The sequence below is a fragment of the Pseudoalteromonas sp. Angola-30 genome (assembly GCF_028599215.1).
GTDB classification, from domain to species: Bacteria; Pseudomonadota; Gammaproteobacteria; order Enterobacterales; family Alteromonadaceae; genus Pseudoalteromonas; species Pseudoalteromonas atlantica.
In genome coordinates this window covers 94,119-101,018 of record NZ_JAQREI010000016.1, presented here as the reverse complement: position 1 = coordinate 101,018, position 6,900 = coordinate 94,119, and the positions used below count along the sequence as shown (strand labels likewise).

The following is a 6,900-nucleotide window of genomic DNA, read 5'->3' as shown; positions in this document are numbered from 1 at the left end:
AGGTTTATCTGCAGCAGCGAATGCAGCAAATTTTGAGGTAGGGGGCTTTGATGTCACCTTCGACTCAACTTTTTCCTATGGTCAAAGCGTCCGTGTTGAAGACAGAGATTTCGACATTATTGGTAAAAGCAATAATCCTGCATTTGATTGGACTGGGTATAATCCTTCATTAAATACAATTTATTCTTCTCAAGATGTTTGGGCTCAACCAGGCTCTTACTCTAATAATGGCGATGCAGGTAATCTTAATTTTGATAGCGGTGATTCGTTTTCAAAATTATTGAAAGGAACACACGACCTTTCAATTAGTAAAGATAACTACGGCTTATTCACACGTTTTATGTACTTTTACGATTTTGAGTTAATGGATGGTGATAGAGCCTACGTTAACCCAACCTCAGGACAAGGCGTAGATCCATGTGATGATGACGACACAAAAGAGCAAAGCTGTGCCGACATTCGTTTATTAGATGCCTACGTTTGGGCAAATTTTGACTTAAACGATGGCAATAACCCGCTGTCAATTCGCCTTGGTCAACAAGTAGTTAACTGGGGTGAGAGTACACTTATCTCTCATGGTATTAACGTAAACCCGGTCGATATTGACCGCTTAAAAGCGCCAGGTGCTGAGCTTAAAGAAGCATTTATTCCTGTAGGTATGCTTTGGGCGTCATTAGGGATCACTGAAAATATTACTTTAGAAGGTTTTTATCAGTACCAATGGCATGAAACACGCCTACCGGCTGCGGGTACTTATTTTTCTACCAATGACTTTGCAGCAGAAAACGGCTATCAGCAAAATGTACAGTTAGGTTTTACTTCAAACCCTGACATTGATATGGCCTTTTTAACCGACAGCCTTAATAACCTTTATACTAATTTTGCTCAGGTAGCCGCAGCACAGGGTATTGACCCAACAAGTGCTGAAGGCCAAGCCCTGCTTGCAAACATGTATTTAGCTCATCCAACTAAAGTTGCGCTTAAGGGGAAAGGCGATAACGGTAAAACAGAGCCAGATGACGGCGGCCAATATGGTTTACGTTTAGGTGTATTTTTACCTGAGTGGAACGACACAGAAGTGGCGTTATACCACGTTAACTACCATAGTCGACGTCCGCTAATTTCTGGTCGTGTATCTAACTTTTCTCAAGCTGCCATCGCACAAGATTTAGCGATGATTGCAACAACAGAAATTACAGATGACAACGTGGCAGATTTAGTTGCGTTTTCAAAAGCAGAAAATGATTACCCAGAAGATATTAAACTTTACGGTTTAAGCTTTAACACCACAATTGGCGAAACCGCGTTTGCTGGTGAGTTTGCATTTCGTAAAGACGAACCGTTACAAATTGATGATGTAGAGCTACTTTATACCGCCATGCCTGAACAATTGGCGCTTGCTGGTATTCGCCCAGACTTTGCGGGTATTTCGCAAATGAGCTTTGGTGATGCGATTAGCTCTGTAGCGGCAGGTGAAGTTGCGCAAGGTTATATTGAACGCGACACATCACAAATTCAGTTTACTGCAACACATTTATTTGGGCCGTCATTAGGTGCTGATAGCTGGGCTGTAGTAGGTGAAGTAGGTGCTGTGAAAATTCATGATATGCCTGATTACGACGAAATGCGTTTAAATGTGTCGGGTACAGGTCGAAGTGGTGTGATCACAGGCCCAGGCACTACTGACTACACAACATTACAACTAGGCCTTTCTAATGGCCCAGAAGAAAAGTCGTTTGCAACGGCATCATCTTGGGGTTACCGCCTAATTGCTAAAGGTGATTACTTTAACCTTTACAATGGCATTAACTTCTCTCCACGATTTGTATTTTCTCATGATGTAAACGGTAACACACCTGATCCTATGTTCTTGTTTATTGAAGACCGTAAATCGTTGGGTGTAACGATGAACTTTAATTACCAAAATGCATGGTCACTTGATGTGAGCTACAACTCATTTTGGGGTGGTGGCGATATCAATACTTTCTCAGATCGTGACTACGTTTCTTTCAATTTAAAATATTCAATTTAGGGGTAATATTAGTATGATTAAAAAACCTACCCTCATCGCTACCGCTTTGTGTAGCATGTTTTTAAGTTCAGCGGCAATGGCAAAAATGAGCGCTGAAGAAGTTGCACGTTTAGGACAAGACTTAACGCCATTTGGCGCAGAAAAAGCAGCCAATGCTGATGGGTCAATTCCAGCGTGGAATGGCGGTATTACATCTGCACCAGAAGGTTATGAGCCAGGCATGCACCATTTAGACCCGTATTCTGCGGACAAAGTGTTGTTTACCATTGATAAAACAAACCTTGATAAGTACAAAGCTAACTTAAGCCCTGGTCAAATTGCTTTATTTGAAGCATACCCAGATACGTTTAAAATGCCTGTTTATGAAACGCGCCGCTCTGCGTCTTACCCACAGTTTGTATACGATGCAACAAAAGAGTTTGCTGCAACGGCTGAGCTTATTGAAGGTGGCAACGGAATAAAAAATACCGCAATTGGTATTCCATTTCCTATTCCTAAATCTGGCTTAGAAGCTATTTGGAATCACTTATTACGCTATCGTGGACAATCAATAGAGCGTTTTGGTGGACAAGCTGCACCCACCGCATCGGGTTCGTACAATTATGTAGGCTTTGATGAACAACTATTGGTTAAATATTCAGATCCTAAAGCGACCCCTGCAGAGCTTCAAGACTCAAACATTTTGTTTAAATTTAAGCAAAAGGTGACAGAGCCAGCACGCCTTGCCGGTACAGCGCTACTTGTACACGAAACCATGGATCAAATTTTAACGCCTCGCCAAGCGTGGACATATAACTCAGGTCAGCGTCGTGTTCGTCGTGCACCAAATGTTGCATATGACGCTCCAGGTACAGCCGCAGATAGCTTACGTACTACCGATGATTTTGATATGTTTAATGGCTCACCTAACCGTTACAACTGGACGTTAAAAGGTAAGCAAGAGCTATATATTCCGTACAATAGCTACAAGTTACACAGTGATAAACTAGAGTACGATGATATTTTAAAACCAGGCCACATTAACCCAGAGCATACGCGTTATGAAAAGCACCGTGTATGGGTTGTTGAAGCTAACTTAAAAGATGATACACGCCATATTTATAAAAAACGCGTGTTTTATATTGATGAAGATAGCTGGCAAGTACAAGTGACCGATATTTATGATAATCGCGACCAGCTTTATCGTGTAGCAATGGCATATGGCTTAAACTACTACGAAGTACCTACGCAGTGGAGTACCTTGGAAGTGTATCATGATTTAAATTCGCGCCGTTACTTAGCTATTGGTTTAGATAACCAAGAAAAAATGTACGACTTTTCAGAGTCGTTTAACGATAACGAATTTACTTCAAGCGCATTACGCCGTGAAGGTAGATAACAACGTAATATGCAGCTAACAGCCCGTTAGCTGCTTTTTTCTTTCTCATCGCGTTTGTCTATACGACACGCAGGATTTTCCTCAGCAAACAGACAAACAATTCTTCAGTTCAAGGCGATTAAAATTTATGAAGTATTTGGTATATGCCAGCCTGATCATAAGCGGTGCGAGTATTGCACAAGATGCACCTCAGTATGCTATTAGCGCAATCAACGCAAATAAAACCCTACTAACTGATATTACCAATACAGGTGCAGGTTTAGTGGCTGTAGGTAAGCACGGTACGGTAATAACAAGCAAAAACGCTGAGCAATGGCAGCAAGCGCAAAGCGTCCCTACACAGGTATTGTTAACGGCTGTCGATTTTTCTAATGAAACCCACGGGTGGGCATGCGGGCACGATGCCACAATAATTAATACCACCGATGGTGGTTTAAATTGGCAATTACAACAAGCAAAGCCAGAGCTTGATAAGCCGTGTTTAGATATTTACTTTGAAGATGACTTAAATGGTTTTGCTGTTGGCGCTTATGGCATGTTTTATCAAACCAGTGATGGCGGCAAGCACTGGCATAAACGCTTTTTAGACTCTTTACTGTTTAGTGAAGACAGAGAGTATTTGAATGATTTAAAAGAAAATGACCCTCAAGGCTACGAGGCTGAAACAGCATCTATACTGCCACATTTTAACCGTATTGAAAAAACAGACAGTGGTTTGATGTTAGTCGGTGAAATGGGGTTAATGGCCAAAAGCAGTGATAATGGCCAAACATGGCAACGCCTTGATGAAATTTACCCAGGTTCTTTTTTTGCGGTAGCATCAGAACCGCAGCAAGAGATTGTGGCAGGGCTCAGAGGAAATGTATTTGTTAAAAATAAAAATGAACAACAATGGCAGCATTTTGAAAATGTTAAAACGGCCACGGTTAATAACATTATAAATTATAATAATGAGCATTGGTTACTGCTGGCAAATAGTGGTGTGATCTTTCATTTAAAAGACGGCTTACTTACACATGAACAACGCCCCGATGGTAAAGCTATTCTTGATGGCGTAATAATTAATAATAAATTAGTCATGGCAACAGAAGATGGCATTAAAGTGAAGGAGTTAAACCCTTAATGCATACGTTTTTAGATTTTTTAGAAAAGGCGGTGTTTAGACACCGTACTATCATGTTGATCGCTTTTGCGCTAATCACATGTTTTTTAGGCTATAAAGCCACTCACATTGAACTAGACGCCTCGTTTAACAAAAATATTCCGCTAAATCATGAATACATGAAAGTGTACACCAAACACGAAAAACAATTTGGTGGCGCAAATAGCATTTTAATTTCGGTGTGTGATGACAGTGGCAACATTTTTAACCCCGAATTTTTCACCCAGTTAAAAGCAGTACACGATCAACTGTATTTTATTCCCGGTGTAAACCGCCCATTAGTTAACTCTATTTTTGCGCCCAGTGCGCGCTTTGTCGAAGTTGTTGAAGATGGTTTTGCTGGCGGCCCAATTATTCCTGCAAACTTTAAAGCTGACCAAAAAGGTTTAGCGGTAGTTAAAGAAAACATTGAAAAAGCAAAAGTAGTAGGGCGAATGATTGCCAGCGATTACTCATGTGCCATGGTGACCGCGCAGCTACTAGAAACCGACCCGCAAACTCAGCAAAAGCTAGATACACTCGCATTTGCAGATAAGTTAGAAACGCAAGTAAGAGAGCCTTTAAGTACAGATAAAGTCAGTATTCATATTATTGGATTTGCCAAAATGGCCGGCGATATCGCACAAGGGGCAAAAGGCGTTGTGCTATTTTTTGCTATTGCCATTGGTTTTACCTTTATTATGGTATGGCTATTTTGTGGCAGTTTAAAGCTCACCATTTTACCTATAGCGTGTTCAATTATTGCCGTAATTTGGCAAATGGGTTTGCTGTCGAGTTTAGGTTTTGGTCTCGACCCTATGTCTATATTGGTGCCGTTTTTAGTATTTGCGATTGGTGTAAGCCACGGCGTGCAGATGATCAACGCCATTGGTAAAAAAGTAGGTGAGGGCAAAAGTACCCGCATTTGTTGTCAATCAAGCTTTAGAGCATTACTTGTACCTGGTGGTATTGCGCTGCTTTCAGACACGGTGGGCTTTTTAACCCTGCTGACTATTGATATAGGTATTATTCGTGAACTTGCAATCACAGCAAGTTTAGGTGTTGCGGTTATTATATTTACTAATTTAATTTTATTACCAGTGTGGGCCTCGTATATGAATTTTGCCAACACTGTGCATATTCAATCAGGCGATGCGCAAAAGCCAAATATGCTAGATGCGATACGCGATTTATTAGTAAAAGCCACAGACCCTAAAACCGCAAAAATGATTATTGGTTTTACGCTGGTGTTATTTGCCTTAGGTTACTGGCAAGCAGATAAAATGCGAATTGGTGATTTACATGCAGGTGCGCCTTCGCTGCATCAAGATGCTCGCTACAATCAAGATACTTTTTTAATATCGGACAAATACACTATTTCGTCGGATATTTTAAAAGTGATTGTTGAGGCTTACCCAGCGGCGTGTACAGAGCACGATGTGATGGCGCGCATTAGCCGTTTTCAGTACAAGGTAGAAAACGTGCCAGGCGTACAATCGGCGGTTAGTTTAAGCTCTGTGGCGCAGTCGGTTAACGCAGGTTACAACGAAGGTAACTTAAAATGGCAAAGCTTGCCGCGTAATTCAGCCAGCTTAGTGCAATCAACAGCCCGTGTAGAAACAAGCACAGGATTACTCAATGGCGATTGCTCAGTCATGCCGGTGATTATATTTTTAGATGATCACAAAGCAAATACAATCGATACCGTTATTCAACGTGTTAAGCAATTTGCACAAGAAGAAGGCACAGACAAGTTAGCCTTTAAGTTAGCGTCTGGGCCTGTAGGGGTTATGGCGGCAACAAACGAGTCTGTTTCTGCGGCGCAAATTCCGATGATGCTTTACGTTTACGGCGCAGTTATTATTTTGTGTTTGTTAAGCTTTAAGAGTGTGAAGGCGACAATCGCAGTGGTATTACCTCTGTATATTGTATCAACTCTTGCACAAGCACTTATGGTGCAATTAGAAATTGGCTTAACGGTATCTACTTTACCTGTTATAGCCTTAGGTGTAGGTATTGGTGTGGATTACGGTATTTATATACTTTCTTCGATGATGGGCCAACTTAAGCAAAACGTACCGCTGAGCGTGGCGTACCGTAATGCCCTTGTTGAGCGTGGCAGTGCTGTATTGTTTACCGGTATTACCCTTGCGATAGGTGTTAGTACGTGGATATTCTCTGATCTTAAGTTTCAAGTAGATATGGGAATACTGCTTACCTTCATGTTTTTAGTAAATATGTTAGGTGCGGTACTGCTATTACCCGCAATTGGTAGTTTGCTGTGGACCGACCAGAAAAAATAAAGTGAATAATTGTGCTCCTAAATGACCTGTAATGGTCATTTATATC

At 41.2% G+C, this 6,900-nt stretch carries 4 protein-coding genes; all 4 read left to right on the top strand.

The annotated features are described in order from the left end of the window. The coding region (locus tag PSH54_RS16785) for a DUF1302 domain-containing protein (protein WP_273606655.1) at window positions 1–2,032 on the top strand (2,032 nt) is incomplete at its 5' end. 13 nt (window positions 2,033–2,045) lie between these two features. After that, on the top strand, window positions 2,046–3,410 hold the full coding sequence (locus tag PSH54_RS16780) for a DUF1329 domain-containing protein (protein ID WP_024033529.1): 1,365 nt from the start codon (window positions 2,046–2,048) through the stop codon (window positions 3,408–3,410). A gap of 127 nt (window positions 3,411–3,537) precedes the next feature. Continuing rightward, window positions 3,538–4,533 carry a WD40/YVTN/BNR-like repeat-containing protein gene (locus tag PSH54_RS16775; RefSeq protein ID WP_273606654.1) on the top strand — a complete coding sequence of 332 codons (996 nt, stop codon included), beginning with the start codon at window positions 3,538–3,540 and terminating at the stop codon, window positions 4,531–4,533. Continuing rightward, window positions 4,533–6,854: an efflux RND transporter permease subunit gene (locus PSH54_RS16770; RefSeq protein ID WP_096041646.1), complete on the top strand. Its 2,322-nt coding sequence runs from the start codon at window positions 4,533–4,535 to the stop codon at window positions 6,852–6,854. Before PSH54_RS16775 ends, PSH54_RS16770 begins: the two co-directional genes overlap by 1 nt. Window positions 6,855–6,900 lie beyond the last annotated feature (46 nt).

Excerpts from the sequence above, each read along its gene's own strand:
- PSH54_RS16780 (WP_024033529.1), top strand. The coding sequence starts at position 2,046 with ATGATTAAAAAACCTACCCTCATCGCTACCGCTTTGTGTAGCATGTTT.
- PSH54_RS16775 (WP_273606654.1), top strand. The coding sequence starts at position 3,538 with ATGAAGTATTTGGTATATGCCAGCCTGATCATAAGCGGTGCGAGTATT.
- PSH54_RS16770 (WP_096041646.1), top strand. The coding sequence starts at position 4,533 with ATGCATACGTTTTTAGATTTTTTAGAAAAGGCGGTGTTTAGACACCGT.